This is a genomic window from Jeongeupia chitinilytica (assembly GCF_014652315.1).
Classification (GTDB): domain Bacteria; phylum Pseudomonadota; class Gammaproteobacteria; order Burkholderiales; family Chitinibacteraceae; genus Jeongeupia; species Jeongeupia chitinilytica.
The window spans coordinates 190,865-209,047 of sequence record NZ_BMYO01000007.1 but is presented as its reverse complement, the minus strand read 5'-3'; the positions used below and the strand labels follow the sequence as shown (position 1 = coordinate 209,047).

General features: G+C 63.5%; 15 protein-coding genes. 4 read left to right on the top strand and 11 right to left on the bottom strand.

Annotated elements, in window-relative coordinates; genetic code table 11:
- Position 1 precedes the first annotated feature (1 nt).
- The 4 genes from IE097_RS13985 to IE097_RS13970 form a co-directional block, all read right to left on the bottom strand.
- Positions 2–3,124 carry an error-prone DNA polymerase gene (locus IE097_RS13985; protein ID WP_189461471.1) on the bottom strand — a complete coding sequence of 1,041 codons (3,123 nt, stop codon included), beginning with the start codon at positions 3,122–3,124 and terminating at the stop codon, positions 2–4.
- Between the two features lies 1 nt (position 3,125).
- Complete coding sequence (locus tag IE097_RS13980; RefSeq protein ID WP_189461470.1) at positions 3,126–4,598, bottom strand: Y-family DNA polymerase; 1,473 nt, start codon at positions 4,596–4,598, stop codon at positions 3,126–3,128.
- Positions 4,528–5,208: a translesion DNA synthesis-associated protein ImuA gene (gene imuA, locus IE097_RS13975; RefSeq protein ID WP_189461469.1), complete on the bottom strand. Its 681-nt coding sequence runs from the start codon at positions 5,206–5,208 to the stop codon at positions 4,528–4,530. The genes IE097_RS13980 and imuA overlap by 71 nt, the downstream gene beginning before the upstream one ends.
- A 112-nt stretch (positions 5,209–5,320) precedes the next feature.
- Positions 5,321–5,689: an Mth938-like domain-containing protein gene (locus tag IE097_RS13970; RefSeq protein WP_189461468.1), complete on the bottom strand. Its 369-nt coding sequence runs from the start codon at positions 5,687–5,689 to the stop codon at positions 5,321–5,323.
- Positions 5,690–5,826: 137 nt separating this feature from the next.
- Here IE097_RS13970 and IE097_RS13965 point away from each other — a divergent pair, with 137 nt between their 5' ends.
- Genes IE097_RS13965 through thrC form a run of 4 tightly spaced genes read left to right on the top strand, consistent with a single transcriptional unit; the run spans position 5,827 to position 10,321 of the window.
- Entirely contained in the window at positions 5,827–7,056 is a 1,230-nt protein-coding gene (locus IE097_RS13965; RefSeq protein WP_189461467.1) for a pyridoxal phosphate-dependent aminotransferase, read from the top strand.
- Complete coding sequence (locus tag IE097_RS13960) at positions 7,056–7,502, top strand: GNAT family N-acetyltransferase (RefSeq protein WP_189461466.1); 447 nt, start codon at positions 7,056–7,058, stop codon at positions 7,500–7,502. The genes IE097_RS13965 and IE097_RS13960 overlap by 1 nt, the downstream gene beginning before the upstream one ends.
- Positions 7,503–7,523: 21 nt before the next feature.
- Entirely contained in the window at positions 7,524–8,843 is a 1,320-nt protein-coding gene (locus IE097_RS13955; RefSeq protein WP_189461557.1) for a homoserine dehydrogenase, read from the top strand.
- A gap of 50 nt (positions 8,844–8,893) precedes the next feature.
- Positions 8,894–10,321, top strand: a complete 1,428-nt coding sequence (gene thrC / locus IE097_RS13950) for a threonine synthase (RefSeq protein ID WP_189461465.1) — start codon at positions 8,894–8,896, stop codon at positions 10,319–10,321.
- 46 nt (positions 10,322–10,367) lie between these two features.
- Here the strand turns inward: thrC and IE097_RS13945 are convergent, their stop codons facing one another.
- The 7 genes from IE097_RS13945 to IE097_RS13915 all read right to left on the bottom strand — a co-directional run bounded on the left by IE097_RS13945 (position 10,368) and on the right by IE097_RS13915 (position 18,175).
- Positions 10,368–11,183 carry a polysaccharide deacetylase family protein gene (locus IE097_RS13945; protein WP_189461464.1) on the bottom strand — a complete coding sequence of 272 codons (816 nt, stop codon included), beginning with the start codon at positions 11,181–11,183 and terminating at the stop codon, positions 10,368–10,370.
- A gap of 129 nt (positions 11,184–11,312) precedes the next feature.
- Positions 11,313–12,416, bottom strand: a complete 1,104-nt coding sequence (locus tag IE097_RS13940; RefSeq protein ID WP_189461463.1) for an ABC transporter ATP-binding protein — start codon at positions 12,414–12,416, stop codon at positions 11,313–11,315.
- A gap of 52 nt (positions 12,417–12,468) precedes the next feature.
- The gene (locus IE097_RS13935; RefSeq protein WP_189461462.1) at positions 12,469–13,308 is read right to left on the bottom strand and encodes a carbohydrate ABC transporter permease; all 840 of its coding nucleotides are present in this window, start codon (positions 13,306–13,308) and stop codon (positions 12,469–12,471) included.
- 91 nt (positions 13,309–13,399) lie between these two features.
- Entirely contained in the window at positions 13,400–14,275 is an 876-nt protein-coding gene (locus IE097_RS13930; protein ID WP_229797595.1) for a carbohydrate ABC transporter permease, read from the bottom strand.
- A 93-nt stretch (positions 14,276–14,368) separates the two neighbouring features.
- Complete coding sequence (locus tag IE097_RS13925; protein WP_189461461.1) at positions 14,369–15,619, bottom strand: ABC transporter substrate-binding protein; 1,251 nt, start codon at positions 15,617–15,619, stop codon at positions 14,369–14,371.
- Between the two features lie 168 nt (positions 15,620–15,787).
- Positions 15,788–17,038 (bottom strand): ABC transporter substrate-binding protein, encoded by a 1,251-nt coding sequence (locus IE097_RS13920; RefSeq protein WP_189461460.1) that lies wholly within the window; start codon positions 17,036–17,038, stop codon positions 15,788–15,790.
- A 396-nt stretch (positions 17,039–17,434) separates the two neighbouring features.
- On the bottom strand, positions 17,435–18,175 hold the full coding sequence (locus IE097_RS13915; protein WP_189461459.1) for a GntR family transcriptional regulator: 741 nt from the start codon (positions 18,173–18,175) through the stop codon (positions 17,435–17,437).
- Positions 18,176–18,183: the final 8 nt, after the last annotated feature.

The following is an 18,183-nucleotide window of genomic DNA, read 5'->3' as shown; positions in this document are numbered from 1 at the left end:
CTCAGTGGAAGTCGCGGCTGCCGACCTGCAACTCGCCCAGCCAGTCGCTCCTGTCGGCCAGCCGTTTCGCCAGCAGGTGCACGACGTCACCCTCTCGCTGCACCACGCCGTAAACCGCCAGAAGCTGCGAACCGAGCAGCTCGCGCCGCTGCCGCTCGGCCAGATCGCTCCAGACGATGACGTTGACGTTGCCGGTCTCGTCCTCGAGCGTGACGAACACCACGCCGGTCGCCGTCGCGGGCCGCTGGCGGCCGACGACCAGACCGCAGGCGCGTGCGGACATGCCGTTCGGTGCCGCCGCCAGCTCGGCCGCGGTCAGCAATCTTTCTTTTTTCAGCCGCGCGCGCAGCAGGCCGACCGGATGCGCGCGCAGGCTCAGCCCGGTCGCACGGTAGTCGGCGACGATGTCCTTGCCCAGTGACAGCGGTGGCAGCCCCGGTACGGCATCGGGCTCGACCAGCGCCAGATCCTGCTGCACCCCGGCCCCGCTGACCTGCCACCATGCCTCGCGCCGGTGGCCGGCAAGCGCGGCCAGCGCGTCGGATTCGGTCAGCGCCGCCAGCGTGCGCGGGTCGGCACTGCTCAGCCTCAGCAGCTGATCGACCGATGCATAGCCACCCGCCGGCCGCGCGGCAACGATGCGTCGGCCCGTCTCCTCGCCCAATCCCTTTACCTGCCGCAAACCGAGCCGCACCGCCGGTTGCCGCCCCGCCACCGACTCGCCCGAATATTCGAGCGTGCAGTCCCAGTCGCTCAGCTGGACATCGACCGGCCGGACCTCGACATCGTGCCGGCGCGCATCCTGAATCAGTTGCGACGCCGAGTAGAAGCCCATCGGCAGCGAGTTGAGCAGGCCGCAGCAGAACGCCGCCGGTTCGTAATGTTTGAGCCATGCCGACGCGTAGACGAGGATGGCAAAGCTCGCCGCGTGCGACTCGGGAAAGCCGTACTCGGCGAAGCCTTCGATCTGCCTGAAGATGCGCTCGGCAAAGTCGGCCGAATAACCGCGTTCGAGCATGCCGCCGACCAGCTTCTCGCGATGCTGTTCGAGCTTGCCGGTACGCCGCCATGCCGCCATCGACCGGCGCAACTGGTCGGCATCGCCCGGTGAATAGCCGGCGGCGACAACGGCGATCTGCATCACCTGCTCCTGGAAAATCGGCACGCCGAGCGTGCGCTTGAGTACGGCTTCGATCGCCGGACTCTCGTACGTCACTTTTTCCCGCCCCTGCTTGCGCTGCAGGTACGGGTGGACCATGCCGCCCTGGATCGGCCCGGGCCGGACAATGGCGACCTCGATCACCAGATCGTAGAAGGTATTGGGTCGCAGCCGCGGCAGCATGCTCATCTGCGCCCGGCTTTCGACCTGGAACACGCCGATGCTGTCCGCACGGCTGAGCATCCCGTAAACCGCCGGGTCCTCGTGCGGAATCCGCTGCAGGCTCATCGGCGTCCGCCGCAGGCCGGAGACCAGCTGCAGCGTGCGCCGCAACGCCGACAGCATCCCCAATGCCAGCACGTCGACCTTGAGCAGTCCGACGGTGTCCAGGTCGTCCTTGTCCCACTCGATCACGGTCCGGTCCGCCATCGCCGCGTTCTCGATCGGCACCAGCCTCGAAAGCGGCCCGCGCGAGATGACGAAACCGCCGACATGCTGCGACAGGTGGCGCGGAAAACCGCGCAGCGTGCCGGTCAGTCGCAGCAGCTGCTGGACCGGCAGGCTGTCCGGATCAAGACCGACCTCGATCATCCGCTGCGCCAGCGCCTTCCGGTCGTCCCACCACGCCAGCGAACGCGTCAGGCGGTCGAGCTGGTCTTCGGACAGGCCAAGCGCCCGGCCGACATCACGCAGCGACGACTTGGTGCGGTAGGTGATCACCGTCGCCGCCAGTGCGGCACGGTCGCGGCCGTACTTGCGGTACAGGTACTGGATCACTTCCTCGCGCCGGTCGTGCTCGAAATCGACATCGATGTCCGGCGGCTCGTCGCGTTCGGTCGAAACGAAACGCTCGAACAGCAGGTTGCCGTTTTCCGGGTCGACCTCGGTGATCCCCAGTACGTAACACACCGCCGAGTTGGCCGCCGAACCGCGCCCCTGGCACAGGATGCCGCGGCTGCGGGCAAACGCGACGATGTCCTCGACGGTGAGGAAGTAGGCCTCGTACTGCATCCGGGCGATCAGGGTCAGCTCGGCATCGACCTGCGTCACGACCTTGGCCGGTGCGCCGGCCGGGTAACGCCGCGCCAGCCCGGTCTCGGTCAGCGCGCGCAGGTGCGCTGCCGGCGTCAGGCCGGCCGGCACCAGTTCGTCCGGGTATTCGTAGCGCAGTTCGTCGAGCGAAAAGCGACAGCGCGCGGCGATCGCCACCGACTCGGCCAGCCACGCCGCCGGGTACACCTGGGCCAGCCGGGCGCGGTGACGCAGATGGCGTTCGGCATTCGGTTGCAGCGCCATGCCGCACTGCGCCACCGGCTTGCCGAGACGAATGGCCGTCAGCACGTCCTGCAAGGGTTTGCGCGTACGCGAATGCATGTGCACGTCGCCGGCGGCGGCACACCGCAATCCGGTCTCCGTCGCCAGCCAGCGCAATTGCGCCAGCCGGCCTGCATCGTCGGGGCCCGCCAGCAGCTCGGCGGCAATCCAGCTGCGGCCGGCAAAATGTCCGGCCAGCCACAGCCCGTCGGCCGGGTCGGGCGCCGCCGGGGGCAGCCACAACGCCAGCAGGCGGCCGGCGAAATCGGCGACATCCGTCCGGCCCAGCCGGTATTCGCCCTTGGCGGCATTGCGCCGGCCGCGGGAAATCAGTTCCGCCAGATCGCCGTAGGCAGGCTTGTCGGGGGCCAGCAGCAGCAGTTTCAGGCCATCGTCGAGCACGAATTCGGCGCCGACAACCAGCTTCAGTCCGAGTGCCTTGGCAGCGCGGTGAGCACGGACGATGCCGGCGAGCGAGCATTCGTCGGTGATCGCCAGCGCCGTGTAGCCCAGATCGCGCGCCCGCTCGACCAGTTCCTCGGCATGCGAGGCACCACGCTGGAACGAAAAGTTCGACAGGCAGTGCAGCTCGGCATAATCGGGCAGCGTCGTCGCGTCCTGCGATGCGCGGCTCAGGGCCAGATCGTGCATCTCAGAAGATCCCGTGCAACCACCAGCCGAGCTCGTGCCGGTCCTGGAAAATCCAGTACCGCCGCCCCGACGGACCCACGGCCTGCCAGTAGTCGCGCACCGTGCTGCCGTCATCCCACCAGCCCGACTCGATCCGTTCGGGCCGGCCGATGGCACGCAGCGGTTCGTCGTGCCAGGGCCGCTGATCACGCACGGCCAGCGCCAGCGGCTCGGGCAGCAGCCAGCCCGGTCGTGCACCGATGGAGCGATCGTCGATGGCCTGACCACCGGAGGGCGGCCCTCCGCCGGGAAGCAGCGTGCCGGCTTCAGCATCGGCGACGATCCGCCACGCCCGCTCGGGCCGGTGATCGGCCACGGTGGCGATGCTGCAGACCGCCTCGTCCCCCAGCCGCGCCCGCAAGCGCGCCAGCAGCAGCGGCAGATCGCCGTGCCCCAGTTGCCGGTCGAGCAGCGGCAAGGCCTGCCCATCGAGCGGTTGCAGCCGGTCGGCACGTACTTCGACCGCGAACACCGGCGCGGCGAGCGTGATCCGCTCGGCACGCTCGCGCAGCACCGCGAGCATGTCGCCGAGCCGGCGCAGCGGCCGGCCGAAACCGACGTCGAGCTCGGTGGCCGGCAGATCGTCGTACACGAAGCGGAAACACAGCGACTGCACGCCGAGGCCGCGCCCGCCGAGAAAGCCGGCCAGCTCGGTCAGCAAGCGCTCGGCCAGCCGGAGGAAAACGTCGACGTGTTCGAACGGATAGTCGAGGTCGATGCAGCGGACAAAGCGCGCCGGCGGCACGAAGGCCACGCGCGGGTCGGCAACGATGCCGAGCGCCCGGTCCAGCCACAGGCCGACATCAGGGCCGAAGCGTCGCGCCACCCCGGCGCCGGGCAGCGCCATCAGTTCGGCCAGCGTCGTCACGCCGAGCTGCGCCAGCCCGTCTTGCTGGCGCGCTTCCAGCGGCAGCACCGCCAGCGGCAGGGCGGCGATGCCGGCGCGGAGCCCGGCGGGCTCGACGATGGCCGCCGCCTCGCCCTGCCCGGCCCGCCAGCACGCGGCCAGCGGTGTCGGCGCGCAGGCACTCTGCGCGGCATAACCGAGCGATGCCAGCCCGGCCTCGACCCGCTCGCGCAGCGCTGCCAGTCCGCCGAAATAGCGCAGGCAACCACCGATTTCGAGCAGCAGCATGGCCGGCCCGACCACGACCACGGTCGGCGTGAACTGCTGCGCCCAGCAGGCCAGCGCCTGCAGCGCCTCGGCTTCGGCCTGCGGCCGGCGCCGGTGCACCGACAGCTCGTTGGCCAGCGCCAGCGCAGCGGAGAGCCTGATCCCGGCACGGATGCCCAGCGATTGCGCCAGCGCATCGGCAACAACCACGCGCTCGAGCCGGCCCGCCGACTCGACCACCAGCCTGGGCCTAGGCGGCGTTTCGGTGGCCGGACAGACGTCCAGCGGCAAGGTCGGCAGGTACAGCGCCAGCCAGAGCATGGTTTGTCTCCGTCAACATGATGGCCTCGGCCAGCGGTGAACCGCGACGCTTGAGTACCCGCACCGCCGGCCCGGCCGGTGTCGCCTCGAGTGCGAGCCGCAACGGCAATGGCGACGCTCCCGCCGCACGGGCGCACAGCAGGAAGCCGCAGCCCCCTCCTTCGCGGCTGGCCAGCAACAGCCGCCGGGCAGCCCGGTCGTCGACCCCGTCCATCCAGCCGAGCACCGCGCCGCAGCCCGGTTCTCGCAACGCCTGCTCCATGGCCCACAGCGCGTCGGCCCGGCTGGCCGGCCTCACCCAGATCAGCCGCGTCAGCGCCACGCCCGCGGCCTGCCATGCCGGCGCATACGGCAGCAGCGGCGGCTGGATCAGCACCACCGGCTGGTTGCAGCGCCGCAGCACCGGCCACAGCAGCGCCAGTTCTCCACTGCCCGGTCGCCGGACGACGAGTTCGCTGACGCTGGCGCGCGGCCAGCCGCCGCCGGGCAGTACCGCGTCGAGTGCAGCATGGCCACTCGGCAGGCAGGGCTGCGCCACAGCGCCCTGCTCGCCGCGCCAGATCGCCGGATGCCTGAGCACGTCGTCCAGACTGGAATTCTGCGTGTCCATGCCTTGATGATATAGAACGAATGTTCTACACCACAAGTACAACCGGCAAACGGCAGAAACGAATCGGGCCGGCATCAAGCCGGCCCGGTCGGGAAACGGGGGTACGGGCGACTCAGGCGCCAAGCACCACCGCCACCACGCGTCGCGATTCGGCAGTGAGGATGTTGAAGGTCCGGCACATTGCGCCGGTGTCCATCGCATCGAAACCGACACGGGCGGCAGCAAGTGCGGCAGTCAGGCGCGGGTGCGGAAAGCGCAGGGTGCTGCCGGTGCCGAACAGCACCAGTTCGGGCCTGAGTTCGAGCAGCACGGCAAAATCGTCCGGCGTCAGGGCCTCGAAATCGGCCGGCCGCCACTCGCGGATTTCCTCGGGCGTGACGATCAGGCTGCCTTCGTAACGGACATCGTTGACCTTGACGAAGCCCTCGCCATAACTGGCGAACTGGTTCAGATGCTCGGTCACGGTGTGGTGCAGTTTCATGGGGCGAAGTCCGGATGCGTACAGCCGCCATTCTAGCCGAACTGTCATCCGCATCGTCGCCCCCTGCTGTATGCACCGCAGCATGATTCTTTCGATAGAATGGTCAGTTCCTCTACCCCCATACCGGCCAGATCGCCATGGAAGCCATCCTCAAGTCGAACAAACTGCTCAACGTCTGCTACGAAATCCGCGGCCCGATTCCGGAGCGAGCGCGGCAGATGGAAGAGGAAGGCCAGCGCATCATCAAGCTGAACATCGGCAACCTGCAGCCGTTCGGTTTCGATGCGCCGGAAGAAGTGGTACAGGACGTGATCCGCAACCTGCCGAACGCCTCGGGCTACGTCGACAGCAAGGGCCTGTTCCAGTCGCGCAAGGCGATCATGCATTACACGCAGGAGAAGAACATCGCCGGCGTCACCGTCGACGACATCTACATCGGCAACGGCGCATCCGAGCTGATCGTGATGGCGATGCAGGGCCTGCTGAACAACGGCGACGAAGTGCTGGTGCCGATGCCGGACTACCCGCTGTGGACCGCCGCGGTCAGCCTTGCCGGCGGCCGTCCGCGCCATTACCTCTGTGACGAGGCCAACGGCTGGCTGCCGGCGCTGGACGACATCCGCGCCAAGATCAGCGACAAGACCAAGGCCCTCGTCATCATCAACCCGAACAACCCGACCGGCGCACTGTACCCGGACGAGGTCCTGCTCGAACTGGTGCAGATCGCCCGCGAGCACGGGCTGATCATTTACGCCGACGAAATCTACGATAAGGTGCTGTACGACGGCGCCAGGCACACTTCGATCGCGTCGCTCGCCGACGATATCCTGTTCGTCACCTTCAACGGCCTGTCGAAGAACTACCGCGCCTGCGGTTATCGCGCCGGCTGGATGATCGTATCGGGCAACAAGAAGATCGCCCGCGACTACATCGAGGGGCTGAACATCCTCTCGACCATGCGGCTCTGTGCCAACGTACCCGGCCAGTACGCGATCCAGACCGCGCTGGGCGGTTACCAGAGCATCGACGACCTCGTTGCTCCGGGCGGTCGGCTCGCCAAACAGCGCGATCTCGCGCACGAACTGCTCAACGCCATGCCCGGCGTCAGTTGCGTCAAGCCCAAGGCCGCGCTGTACATGTTCCCCAAGCTCGACCTGAACGTGTATCCGATTGCCGACGACCAGCAGTTCATCCTCGACTTTCTGGTGCAGGAAAAAGTGCTGCTGGTGCAGGGTACCGGCTTCAACTGGCACCAGCCCGACCACTTCCGCGTCGTCTTCCTGCCCAATACCGACGATCTGACCGATGCGCTGGGCCGGCTCGACCGCTTCCTGGCGTCTTACCGAAAACGCCACGGTACCGCATAATGCGGGTCTTGCCGCTCACCGATGACCGGGGTGCGCTGATCGCACCCGAGTGGCTGCCCGCAACCGAACCGGTGCACCGCCAGTTGCGCCCGATGCTGCCGGATGATTATGCCGGCCGGATCGCGGCGGTTTGCGCCGCCGGTGCCCGTCTGGCCGTCGTAGTCGACGGTGAGCGCGTTCTCGGCCTCGCGCTCTGGCGCCTGATCGAGAATACCTATGAAGGCCGGCGTCTTTACGTAGACGATCTGGTCACCGACGCGGCCGCACGCTCACAAGGCGTCGGCCGCGTACTCCTCGCCTGGCTCACCGAGCGGGCCCATGCGCACGACTGCGACGTGCTCGCGCTCGACTCGGGCGTGCAGCGCGCCGGCGCACACCGCTTTTATTTCCGGGAAGGGATGAGCATCGCTTCCTACAGCTTCAAGAAAAATTTGAAAATGGCCTGACAGGCCCGAGGGTTGACCGTGATGAAACCGATCTATGTAGGCTTGTGCGGCGTCGGCACCGTCGGTGGCGGCACTGCCACCGTGCTGAAACGCAATGCCGAAGAAATCGCCCGCCGTGCCGGCCGGCCGATTACCGTGAAAATGGCCGCCAGCCGCGACCTCGCGCGCGCGCGCGAAGTCTGTGGCAGCGACGTCGAAATCATCGACGACGCGCTGGCGATTGCCCGTCATCCGGACATCGACATCGTCGTCGAGCTGATCGGCGGCACGACCGTCGCCAAGGACCTAGTGCTGACCGCGATCGAACACGGCAAGCACGTCGTCACCGCCAACAAGAAACTGATCGCCGAATACGGCAACGAAATCTTCGCCCGCGCACAGGAAAAAGGCGTGATCGTCGCCTTCGAAGCCGCCGTCGCCGGTGGCATTCCGGTCATCAAGGCACTGCGTGAAGGCCTGACCGCCAACCGCATCGAATGGGTTGCCGGCATCATCAACGGCACCAGCAACTTCATCCTCACCGAGATGCGCGACAAGGGTGCCGCGTTTGCCGACGTGCTGGCCGAAGCGCAGCGCCTCGGTTATGCCGAAGCCGACCCGACCTTCGACATCGAAGGCCACGACGCCGCGCACAAGCTCACCATCATGAGCGCGATCGCCTTCGGCATCCCGGTCCAGTTCGACAAGGCCTACCTCGAAGGCATCAGCAAACTGCAGGCCGCCGACATCAAGTACGCGCAGGAGCTCGGCTACCGGATCAAGCTGCTCGGCGTCACCCGCCGCCGCGACACCGGCATCGAACTGCGCGTCGCCCCGACGCTGATCCCGGCCAAGCGCCTGATCGCCAACGTCGACGGCGTGATGAACGCCGTGCTGGTCAAGGGTGACGCTGTCGGCGCCACCATGTACTACGGCCCGGGCGCCGGTGCCGAACCGACCGCCTCGTCGGTCATCGCCGACCTCGTCGACATCACCCGCCTGCACACCGCAGACCCGGAACACCGCGTACCGCATCTGGCGTTCCAGCCGTCGCAACTGGCCGACCTGCCGATCCTGCCGATCGGCGAAGTCGAGAGCTGCTACTACCTGCGCCTGAACGCGCGCGACCAGACCGGCGTGCTCGCCGACGTCACCCGCATTCTTGCCGACCAGCAGATCTCGGTCGACGCGATGCTGCAGCGTCCGAACGATGCGACCAGCGACGACGGCCACGACGATGTGGTGATCATTACCCATCTGGCGATCGAGAAGAACGTCGACGCCGCACTGGCGAAGATCGAAGCGCTCGACACCATCAACGGCAAGATCGTCAAGCTGCGACTCGAGCATCTGAACGGTTAATCCATCCAACTCGGCGTGGCTTCGACCACGCCTTTTTGCTGAATGAGATCATGAAATACATCTCGACCCGCGGCGGCATGGCCCCGCAATCGTTCTCGGACATCCTGCTCGGCGGCCTGGCGCCCGATGGCGGCCTTGCCATTGCCGAAGCCTACCCGCGCTTCGGCCTCGACGCGCTTGAGCGCCTGTCGACGCTGTCGTACGCCGATCTCGCCTTCCAGATCATCGATCATTTCGTCGACGACATCCCCGCCGCCGACCTGAAGGCACTGATCGCCAGGACCTATACCGCCGAGGTCTACTGCAACGGGCGGGATCCGGCCCGTGCGGCCGAGATCACCCCGGTGACCCGGCTTGAAGACAACCTCTACCTGCAGGAACTGTCGAACGGCCCGACGCTGGCGTTCAAGGACATGGCCATGCAGCTCCTGGGCAACCTGTTCGAGTACGTGCTGGCGCATAAGGGCGAAACGATCAACATCGTCGGCGCGACGTCCGGTGATACCGGTTCGGCCGCCGAGTACGCGATGCGCGGCAAAGCCGGCGTCAACGTCGTCATGCTGTCGCCGTACGGCAAGATGAGCCCGTTCCAGCGCGCGCAGATGTTCAGCCTGCAGGACGCGAACATCCACAACGTCGCGGTCAAGGGCTTCTTCGACGCCTGCCAGGACATGGTCAAGGCGGTGAACAACGATGCGGCATTCAAGGCCGAGCACAAGATCGGCGCCGTGAATTCGATCAACTGGGGTCGCGTGATCGCCCAGGTCGTCTACTACTTCAAGGGCTACTTCGCCGTTGCCAAGAAGGTCGGCGATCCGGTCGACTTCTGCGTGCCGTCGGGCAACTTCGGCAACGTCTGCGCCGGCCACATCGCGCGCCAGCTCGGCCTGCCGATCCGTCATCTGGTCGTCGCGACCAACGAGAACGACGTGCTCGACGAGTTCTTCAAGACCGGCCGCTATCAGCCGCGCGGCCTCGACCGCACTTACGAAACGTCGAGCCCGTCGATGGACATCACCAAGGCGTCGAACCTCGAGCGCTTCGTGTTCGACCTGATCGGCCGCGACGGCGACGAACTCGCCTCGCTGTGGCAACAGGTCGAAAAAGCCGACGGTTTCGCGCTGTCCGAGGGCGACTTCAAGCGCATGCACGACGCCTACGGCTTCCGCTCGGAAAAGAGCACGCACGCCGACCGGCTGGCCAGCATCCGTGAAGTTGCACAGAAGTACGGCATACAGATCGATCCGCACACTGCCGACGGTTACAAGGCGGCCAAGGCGCACCGCGATGCGAACGTGCCGATGGTAATCCTCGAAACCGCGCTACCGGCCAAGTTCGAGGCGACGATGGTCGAAGCGCTCGGCAGTCAGCCGCAACGCCCGGCCCATCTCGTGGGACTGGAAGACCTGCCGCAACGCTTCGACACGCTCGAAGCCGACGTCGATGCGCTGAAACGCTACGTCGCCGAACGGGTCTGAACGATCCGCCAATGAAAAAGCCGGTCATCGACCGGCTTTTTCATTGCTACTTGGCGGAGACCGCTGCCGGGGCCAGCACCTGCTTGCCCGGCACACCGAGCAAGGCATCGACCGTGACCAGCGCGTAGCCCTGCGCCTTGAGCTTGGGGATCATCGCGTCGACCACGGCAATCGTCCGGTCGCGGACGCCACCGCCGTCGTGCATCAGCACGATGGCTTCCGGGTGCAGATAATCGGTGACCATTTTCTCGATCTCGACCGGGTCGCCCTTCTTCCATGCGACCCACCAGTCGCGGGTATCGATCGACCAGCTGATCACCTTCATGTTGCGCTCCTGCAGCCAGCGCACTTCGGCATCGCTGATGTCGCCGTAAGGCGGCCGGAACAGCGTCGGCGCAAAGCCGAGCGTCTGCTGCATGATCTGCTGCGTCCTGTCGACCTGATCGCGCCAGAACACCGCCGGAATCAGCTTGCTCGAATACGGGTGGCTGTAGGAATGGTTGGCGATCGTATGCCCCTGAGCGGCCACGTCGCGCGCAATGTCCGGATTCTTTTCGACTTGCGCCCCCAGCCAGAAGAAGGTCGCATGCACACCGTGCTTTTTCAGCACTTTCAGCAGTTCCGGCGTATTGGCGCTCGGACCGTCGTCGAACGTCAGTGCGATCTGCTTGCGCAGGCCCGGCCCTTCCAGCCAGTAGGTGCCCGGGAAAGCCGCGGCCTGCCGCTCCATGACTTCGAGCGGAACCTGCTCCCAGCCTTCGAGATAAGGCGTGCGGATTTTCTGCACCTTGTCCGCGGCGCCTGCCATTCCGGTACACAGCATCATCAGCATCACCATCCATACGTGGACTATCGACTTCATCCCGGCACCTCCCTGCGTTGCCGACCATTCTAAAGAAGAGTGACGCACCACCGGTTTGCCCGGCTTGCCGCATCCTCGGCACATAAAAAAAGCCTGCCGAAAAAGGCAGGCTTTTTTTTGCAGCGCCGATCAGATCGTGCGCTTGAAGGCCAGACCTTCGGCATCGAACAGCAACACGTTCTTTTCCGGGAAAGCGATGCGCACGCTGTCGCCGTACTTGAGACCGGTCATGTGGCCCGGCAGCTTGATGCAGATGATCTCGTTGATGCCCGGGATCTCGATGTAGGCCAGCACGATGTCGCCCAGGTGTTCGATCAGGTCGACACGTGCCGGAATACCGTTGGCGTCCTGCGGGTCGGCCAGCTGGATGTGTTCCGGACGAATGCCGAGGGTGACCTTGTCGCCGACCTTGCCACGGCTGGCGTCGACCGCGCTGCGCACCGTGATGCCCTTCGGCAGGCGCATGACCGCTGCACCCTGTTCGACACCGACCAGCTGCGCTTCGAGCAGGTTCATCTTCGGCGAACCGAGGAAGCCGGCAACGAACAGGTTCGACGGGTTTTCGTACATTTCCAGCGGCGTGCCGACCTGCTGGATGATGCCGGCGTTGAACACGACGATACGGTCGGCCAGCGTCATGGCTTCGACCTGGTCGTGGGTCACGTAGATCATCGTGGTCTTCAGGTCCTGGTGCAGCTTGGACAGTTCGACCCGCATGTTCAGGCGCAGCGACGCGTCAAGGTTCGACAGCGGTTCGTCGAACAGGAAGACCTTGGGTTCGCGAACGATGGCACGGCCGATGGCCACACGCTGGCGCTGACCGCCCGACAAGGCTTTCGGCTTGCGTTCGAGCAGATGGGTAATCTGCAGGATGTCGGCCGCCTTGTTGACGCGTTCGTCGATTTCCGCCTTCGGCGTACCGGCGAGCTTGAGCGCAAAACCCATGTTCTGCGCGACCGTCATGTGCGGGTACAGCGCGTACGACTGGAACACCATCGCAATGCCGCGCTTGGACGCGTGCACGTCGTTGGCCAGCGTGTCGCCGATGTAGAGTTCACCGTCGGTGATGTCTTCGAGGCCGGCGATCATGCGCAGCATGGTCGACTTGCCGCAGCCCGACGGACCGACGAAGACGACGAACTCGCCGTCCTGGATGTCGAGGTTCACACCCTTGATGACCGTGACGTCCTTGGTGTAGTTCTTCTTGATGTTCTTGAGCGTAACCGAAGCCATTTTCGATTTCCTTGCAAATTCAGTTCTTGAGCATTAGCCGATCACGACACGCTTACTTCACGGCGCCATCGAGGCCGGAGATGAAGTAACGCTGCGTGAAGGAGAAGAAGATCAGGACCGGCAACACGGTCAGCACGATCGCGGCCATGACGAGGCTGGTCGACACCGCGAACGGACCGGTCAGGTCATTGAAGACGCCGACGGCCAGCGGCAGCTTGTCACGTGTCGTCATCACGATCGACGGCCACAGGTAGTCGTTCCAGGCGTTCACGAGCGTGAAGATCGACAGCGCGGCAATCGACGGCGCCGACACCGGCACCATCACGCGCCAGAGGATCTGCAGCTCGGTCGCACCGTCAACGCGGGCTGCATCGATCAGATCTTGCGGAATCTGCTCGAAGGCCTGCTTCATCAGGAAGATACCGAACGCACCGGCGAAGTTCGGGATGATCGCGCCGGTGTACGAGTCCAGCAGACCGAGGTGCTTCAGCGTGATGAAGTTCGGAATGATGTTGACTTCGGACGGCAGCATCAGCGTGGCGATGATCGCAACGAAGATCAGGTTGCGGCCCGGAAACTTCAGTCGGGCCAGCGGATAGCCAGCCAGAACCGAAATCACCACGACGGCAACGATGGTCCAGAACGACATGATCGTCGAGTTCTTCAGGTAGGCCAGGAACGGCATTTCCGTGAAGACACGCTCGAACCACATGATGCTCGGATCGGTCGGCCAGAACGAACGCGGGAACAGCCAGGTATTGGACGGATCAGCGGACAGGCCGACCGACAGCGCCCAGACGAACGGGAAACACGTGAAGATGGCGAAGGCGATCAGGCCGGCGTATTGGCCGGCCAATGCCAGCGCCAGCCGGGTCTTGCGACTCGAAGCCATGGTGCGGGACCTCTTTTGGGTGTTGCGGCTATCCTGCGCGGACGCAGACAGTGCCTTCTCAGCGGAGTGACTGGCAGACATGATGCGCTCCTTATTTCTTTTCGCCGAAGAATCGGAACTGAATGGCGGAAAGCATCAGGCAGAAGAATGTCACCACCAGACCGGCAGCAGCACCACGACCGAAGTTGTAGTTGCGGAACGCTTGGTCGTACACGTAGTAGAGCGCGGTATAGGTATCGGCCTGGCCACGGGTGAGAACGATGATTTCCTGGAACGCACGGATGGCGGCAATGGTCGACAACAGCGTACAGAGCAGGATCGTCGGCTTGACCATCGGCACGGTGATCTTCCAGAAGCGGTCCCAAGCGTTGGCGCCGTCGAGGATTGCCGCCTCTTCGACTTCGGCCGGAATCGCCTGCAGGCCCGCAAGATACAGCACCATGTAGTAGCCGATCCCCTTCCAGAAGGTGAACAGCATCACCATGTAGAGGGCGATATCGGGATTGCCGAGCCAGTCGATCTGGCCGTCCGGACCTTGCGGCACCAGATGCAGCGTCTGCATCAGCCAGGTCAGCATGCCGTCGTACTTGTAGACGTTGGCCCAGACCACACCGGCAATCGAAATGGCGGTAATGACGGGAATGTAATAAGCCGCACGGAAGAAGGTCATCCCCGGCAGCTTGTTGTTGACCAGTTTGGCAACGACGAGCGCAGCCACCTGGATCACCGGAACAACCAGCAGATAGAGCAGCGAGTTCTTCAGGGCGCTGTGGAACAGTTCTTCCTGAGCAATGTACTTGAAGTGCTCGAAGTTGTTCCAGGTCGCAACGCCATCGGCAATGCTGTAGTTATTGAATGCCAGATAGGTGTTATACCCTACTGGCCAGAACGTGAAGATGCCCATCAAAATCAAGGCGGGGGCCAAGAACAGATAAGCAATGGCGGTATAGCTGCTGGAGTTTTTCACGGCGCAACTCGACTGTATTTATTTATGTACGGCGGGAGAAAAACGGAACTGCCGTTGCCGACAGCCCCGTTTTCCGAGAAGCAGAAGAATTGCTTACTTCTTGCCGAGCTTCTCGTTCCAAGCAGCAACCACTTCATCCAGGGCGGCCTTGACCGACTTGCGGCCTTCGACTGCGCTCTGAACTTCGTCTTGCAGCTTCTTGTTCATTGCAGCTTCGTCCGGCAGCACGCCCGGAGCAATGGTCAGAGTGCGAGCGTTTTCCATCGACTTGGCAGCAACGGCACGAGCCTGGTCAACCACGTCGGCGCTCTTGGCACCAGCCTGGAAGTACGGGTCGAGGTTAGCCTTCTTGGTCGACGGGAAGGTGGTTTCGGTTGCCTTCGAGAACGCAACTTGCTGGTCGTCCGAGGTCAGGAACTTGCCGAGCTTGGCAGCAGCGGCCGGATCCTTGGTGCCCTTCGGAACCACGAAGTCCATCATCCATGCGCCGAATGCCATCTTGCCAGCATCAGCCGGGAACGCAGCAACGCCGGTCTTCTCGTAGATGGCCTTGGCATCGGTCTCGGTACGCTTCAGGGCTTGCGGCGCGGTGGTCATCATCGCGATCTTGCCCGAGTTGTACGCGGCGATTTCCTGCTCGAATTCCATCTTGAAGACATCCTTCGGCATCACGCCAGCCTTGTACAGGTCAGCGAACTTCTGCACGAAAGCAACGTGCTTCGGCGAGTTGAACACGGCCTTGCCGTTTTCAACGACCGGCAGGCCAGCGTAGTAGAACCAGCCAACCATGTTGCCCATCTTCGGAGCGAAAGCGGTAACGCCGGTCTTGGCCTTGATCTGCTTGGCGTCAGCCACCAGCTCGTCGAAGTTCTTCGGAGCATTCTTCACGCCAGCCTTGGCGAAGATGTCCTTGTTGTAGGCAATGATCGAAACCGAGTTGTACCACGGGAAGGCATACACCTTGCCGTTGACGGTCACGTCCTTGAGGGCTGCAGCCAGGTAAACGTTCTTGTCGGCGCCGAGGTACTGGTCCAGCGGCAGGATGTTGCCTTGCTGAGCGTACTCGTGAACCCAAGGCACGTTGAAGTTCACCAGTGCCGGCGGGTTGCCTGCAGCGATCGAGGCGATCAGCTTCGGCTGGATTTGGTCCCAGTTCATGTCAACCCACTTGGCTTGCAGGCCCGGGTTGGCAGCGTTGAACTTGGAAACGGCTTGCTCGAAGTAACCGTTGAACTTCGGTGCGAGGTTCATGGTCCAGAATTCGAGTTCGGTATCGGCGTGAGCTTGGAGAGCCGCGAAGCCGAAGAAGGCCGCGCCAACGGTCAACATTTTTTTGAGCTTCATCTTGTCTTCCTCTTGGAGTTATCGACAAAAACGCAGGACGAAGGTCCTTGCGGTACACCACATTCGACCCAGTGTCACCACCAAATCATGCGGATTGTTTATTTTGCCGGGACAGTCTACCAGATTTAGTCCCGGCAAAATTTGATTCACTGCAATAACGCGAACACCTTACTTCGATGCGAGCTTGCCGTTCCAGAACGCAGCAGCGTCATCCAGCGCCTGCTTGGCCGACTTGCGGCCGGTCACTGCGGCTTGCACTTCGTCATCGAGCTTTTTGTTCATCGTCGCTTCGTCCGGCAGACCCGATACGGTCAGCGTACGCGAAGCCTTGATTGCGGTTGCGGCAACGGAGGTAGCACGCTCGACCGGATCGGCCGACTTCGCACCGGCCTGGAAGTACGCGTCATCCAGTGCCTTGTTGCTCGACGGGAAGGTGGCCGACGCCTTGGCGAATGCCAGCTGCGCATCGTCGCTGGTCAGGAACTTGCCAAGCTTGACCGCAGCATCGACGTTCTTGTAGCCCTTCGGCACCGACCACAGGAACAGGAAGCCACCGAACGGGGTCTTGCCGCCGGCTTGCGGGAAGCCGGCAACGCCGGTCTCGGCGTAGACCTTCGGCGAATCGGTCTTGGTCCGCTTCAGCGCGTGCGCACCTTCGGCGAACATGGCGATCTTTTGCGAACCGAAGGCGGCGATCTGGTCTTCAAACTGCATCTTGAAGACGTCCTTCGGGAACACGCCGGCCTTGTAGGCGGCAGCGAACTCTTCGACCAGCTTGACGTGTGCCGGGCTGTTGAAGACGGCCTTGCCATCCTTGATCACCGGCAGACCTTCGTACAGGAACCAGCCCGTGAAGCCGTCGTTCAGCTTCGGCGCAAAACCGGCGACACCGGTCTTTTCCTTGACGAGCCTGGCGGTCTGCATCAGCTCGGTGAAGCTCTTCGGTGCTTCCTTGACGCCGGCCTTGGCCAGCAGGTCCTTGTTGTAGAACAGCACGCCGGTCACCTGATACCACGGCAGACCATAGATCTGGCCGTCGTAGCTGGCATCCTTGTTGGCGCCTTCGGTGTAGACATTCTTGAAGCCGCTGGCCTGCTTGGTGATCGGCACGATCATCTTCGACTGGGCATACTGGTCCATCCAGGGCTTGGGCAGGTTGACCAGCCCCGGCACATTGCCGCTGGCCACGGCAGCAACCATGCGCGCCTGGAAGGCATCCCACGGTACATCGACCCACTTGGCTTCGATTTCGGTCTGCGAGGCATTGAACTTGCCGGTCAGATCCTTCATCACGCTGTCGAACTTCGGCGACAGGCTGTTCGACCAGTACTCGACCTGCACCTTGCCGGCAGCCAGAGCATTCAACGACGTGGCGGCAAATACGGCGGCAGCCAGTGCAACGGTACGCTTCAACTTCATCGATCCAATCTCCTTCCGGGCGGGGGGATTACCCGACTTCCCAATGCGTCGGGCAACCTAAGTCAACTCACGCATTTACCGTCAAACCAGTGCCACCTTCGCTACGCGATCGGCGGCAACGTGCCAGACGGGCGTAAGACTCGTTCGTTTTCGGCGCGGAGCTCTTCGGCTCACTGTGTCGCGTCTGAACGGTTCGGGCCAGATTACCGCAATTTGAAAGTACGCAGAAACCCGCTAGGGCGTGCTGCAACGCAGCAGATCGACAACGGATGAACGGCAAACACGGACTGCCATCCGGCATATTCGCAGCGCGACGTAGCCGACAACGTAACTCGTCAAACTCCGACTACATGACAAATAAAGAAAGAATCTGTTTTTTTATTCCGAATCAGCAATTTAACAATGGAGCTCAACGACCAGATCGTAGTAATCACTGCGGAAGTAGGAATGGGTCAGTTCGATCGCCATGCCGTTTTCAAGAAACCCGACCCGGGTCAGGTGCAGCATCGCCGATCCGACCGGGACGTTGGCCAGCGCCGCAAGCGCCTCGTTGGCATTGATTGCACCGATATTCTGTATCGCCCGAACAACACTCAGATGGCGATTGCGCATGAATTCGTAAAGGGAATCCCCAATCTCCGCCGGCTCCGGAACCAGATGATAGGGCAAGGCGGTTTCCTCAATCGCCATGATGACGTCACTGGCGGTGCGGACCCGCTGCAGCCGGCTTACACGGCTGTTCGGTGCCAGGTTGAGCTTGAGCAACTCTTCCGGCGTTGCAGTTGCAACTTCACGCTTGAGCCATTTCGACCCGGGCGTGAAGCCGCGCTGCTTGAGCATTTCCGACAGATTGGTCAGCCGCGTCAACGGCTGTTCCAGCTTTGGGGTGATATAGGTTCCGGCGCCCTGGCGCCGGATGATCATGCCCTGCTCGTAAAGCAGGTCGAGCGCCTTGCGCGCAGTCACGCGCGAGACGCCGAGCACGTCACAGAAAGTGCGCTCGGAAGGCAGCGGATCATCCGCCTTCCAGAACCCCGCGTGGATCGCTGCGGCCAGTTTGTGACCGAGCTGCAGATAGAGCGGCGTCGCACTGTCCGGATCGGGTTTGAGGACGAGCAACTTGGCCGATGCTTGCATGGCGACGC

What these genes read in the sequence shown, in the direction of transcription:
- IE097_RS13960 (WP_189461466.1), top strand. Translation starts at nt 7,056, where the DNA reads ATGCGGGTCTTGCCGCTCACCGATGACCGGGGTGCGCTGATCGCACCC.
- IE097_RS13925 (WP_189461461.1), bottom strand. Translation starts at nt 15,619, where the DNA reads ATGAAGCTCAAAAAAATGTTGACCGTTGGCGCGGCCTTCTTCGGCTTC.
- IE097_RS13945 (WP_189461464.1), bottom strand. Translation starts at nt 11,183, where the DNA reads ATGAAGTCGATAGTCCACGTATGGATGGTGATGCTGATGATGCTGTGT.
- imuA (WP_189461469.1), bottom strand. Translation starts at nt 5,208, where the DNA reads ATGGACACGCAGAATTCCAGTCTGGACGACGTGCTCAGGCATCCGGCG.
- thrC (WP_189461465.1), top strand. Translation starts at nt 8,894, where the DNA reads ATGAAATACATCTCGACCCGCGGCGGCATGGCCCCGCAATCGTTCTCG.
- IE097_RS13915 (WP_189461459.1), bottom strand. Translation starts at nt 18,175, where the DNA reads ATGCAAGCATCGGCCAAGTTGCTCGTCCTCAAACCCGATCCGGACAGT.
- IE097_RS13955 (WP_189461557.1), top strand. Translation starts at nt 7,524, where the DNA reads ATGAAACCGATCTATGTAGGCTTGTGCGGCGTCGGCACCGTCGGTGGC.
- IE097_RS13985 (WP_189461471.1), bottom strand. Translation starts at nt 3,124, where the DNA reads ATGCACGATCTGGCCCTGAGCCGCGCATCGCAGGACGCGACGACGCTG.
- IE097_RS13970 (WP_189461468.1), bottom strand. Translation starts at nt 5,689, where the DNA reads ATGAAACTGCACCACACCGTGACCGAGCATCTGAACCAGTTCGCCAGT.
- IE097_RS13940 (WP_189461463.1), bottom strand. Translation starts at nt 12,416, where the DNA reads ATGGCTTCGGTTACGCTCAAGAACATCAAGAAGAACTACACCAAGGAC.
- IE097_RS13965 (WP_189461467.1), top strand. Translation starts at nt 5,827, where the DNA reads ATGGAAGCCATCCTCAAGTCGAACAAACTGCTCAACGTCTGCTACGAA.
- IE097_RS13935 (WP_189461462.1), bottom strand. Translation starts at nt 13,308, where the DNA reads ATGGCTTCGAGTCGCAAGACCCGGCTGGCGCTGGCATTGGCCGGCCAA.
- IE097_RS13920 (WP_189461460.1), bottom strand. Translation starts at nt 17,038, where the DNA reads ATGAAGTTGAAGCGTACCGTTGCACTGGCTGCCGCCGTATTTGCCGCC.
- IE097_RS13980 (WP_189461470.1), bottom strand. Translation starts at nt 4,598, where the DNA reads ATGCTCTGGCTGGCGCTGTACCTGCCGACCTTGCCGCTGGACGTCTGT.